This is a genomic window from Sphingobium subterraneum, from assembly GCF_014199435.1.
Taxonomy (GTDB): domain Bacteria; phylum Pseudomonadota; class Alphaproteobacteria; order Sphingomonadales; family Sphingomonadaceae; genus Sphingobium; species Sphingobium subterraneum.
The window spans coordinates 1-1480 of record NZ_JACIJP010000030.1 but is presented as its reverse complement, the minus strand read 5'-3'; the positions used below and the strand labels follow the sequence as shown (position 1 = coordinate 1480).

The 1480-nt window shown below is 63.7% G+C and carries 2 protein-coding genes, 1 pseudogene and 1 other annotated feature; all 3 genes and pseudogenes read left to right on the top strand.

The genetic code is table 11. The features are described 5' to 3' along the window. The coding region (locus FHS92_RS18040) for a hypothetical protein (RefSeq protein WP_221231146.1) at positions 1–464 on the top strand (464 nt) is incomplete at its 5' end. A 37-nt stretch (positions 465–501) separates the two neighbouring features. Next, positions 502–681: a hypothetical protein gene (locus FHS92_RS18035; protein WP_037556847.1), complete on the top strand. Its 180-nt coding sequence runs from the start codon at positions 502–504 to the stop codon at positions 679–681. A gap of 119 nt (positions 682–800) precedes the next feature. After that, positions 801–1390: pseudogene (locus tag FHS92_RS18030) on the top strand (IS3 family transposase); the annotation flags it as partial. Beyond that, positions 1082–1196 (top strand) — a sequence feature (AL1L pseudoknot). (Overlaps the previous pseudogene by 115 nt.) Positions 1391–1480: the final 90 nt, after the last annotated feature.

The window sequence follows — 1480 nt, the reverse complement described above, 5'->3', positions numbered from 1 at the left end:
GGTCGGTGGTCAGCAACGGTCCTGGTAGAATCAATCAAGCGTTCAGTGTTCGTTCTTCAACCTGGCCAAAATCGCAGCTTCGGGCCGACTGGGCCCAATTGTCTAAACGCAAGGTAATGATGCTTCGCGCTTTCCCGCTCCCCACCCTCGCGCGCACGGCGCTGTTCGCCGTGTTGGCATTGATGCTGGTCTTGCGGGTCGGGCCGCTCTGCGAGGCCGTTGCCGTCGCGGCCGTTCCGAGCGCGGCGACGATGGTCGATTGCGAGGGCAAGAGTCATCGCGCACCAGACAACAAAGCACCCGCGCCAGCCTGCTCGATGCCCTGCGCCAGTGCCTTTCAGGGCGAGCCGATCGCTCACGTAGCGCCGCTCCCCTTCGCCGCTATCGTTCCCTGGCCCGGGCGCCAGGCCAATCTGGCCGGGCTGGCCCGCGCGCCGGCGACGCCCCCTCCGCGAGCTGCGTGACACCGACCAACGCACTCAATCAATTTCGGAGATATTAATGACCACGATCAAGATCATCGGCGCGGCCATCGCGCTGACTCTCTCGACCACCGCGATGGCCGCTACGGCCACTTGTTGCGCCGATATGGCGTGCTGTAAGGAGGGCGCGGACTGCTGCAAGGATGCCAAGAAGGCCGGCGATCATGCCGACCATTCGGGCGAAGCGCAGCACCGCTAAGGATATGGGGATGGGGGCGGGCGACCGCCCCCATCCTTCTCCCGCTAATCCTTGCAGGCCGAGGAGTGAAGCGCCCCGGGTTTTCCGGAGGCTCCGATTTATGAGAAGGAGCTTTCGTTATGAGTAGAACCCGGAACAAGTTTTCACCTGAGATCCGCGATCGTGCAGTGCGTATGGTTGGCGAACATCGCGCCGATTACGGTTCGGAGTGGGAGGCGATGTCTTCGATTGCCGCCAAGATTGGCTGTACGGCCGAGACGCTGCGCCGCTGGTGCCGCGAGGAGGCGAGCCGACGAGCGGGGCCAGCGGCGCTTGCCGCTGATGAGAAGGCCAGGATCAAGCTGCTCGAGCGCGAGGTAAAGGAGCTGCGGCGCGCGAACGAGATCCTGCGCAAGGCATCGGCGTATTTTGCGCTGGCGGAGCTCGACCGCCGCGAGAGGTGATGATGTCGTTCATCGACGCGCATCGCGAGGACTTGGGTATCGAGCCGATCTGCCGCGAACTGGCGATCGCCCCGTCCTCCTATCGTGAACATGCTGCCCGTCTGGCCGACCCCGCCAGGCGTTCAGCACGTGCCCGGCGCGATGACGACATGCGCGAGCATATCAAGCGCGTGCACGAGAACAGCTTTGGCCTCTACGGCGCGCGCAAGGTCTGGCATCAACTGCGCCGCGAGGGTATTTCGATTGCCAAGTGCACGGTGGTGAGAACGGCGGAGCAATATTCGACCACGGTAGCGGCGGGATAGTCCTGCTGCGGGCGGCGTAAAAGTCGTCCACCTTGAAGCCTTTCTGCCGAG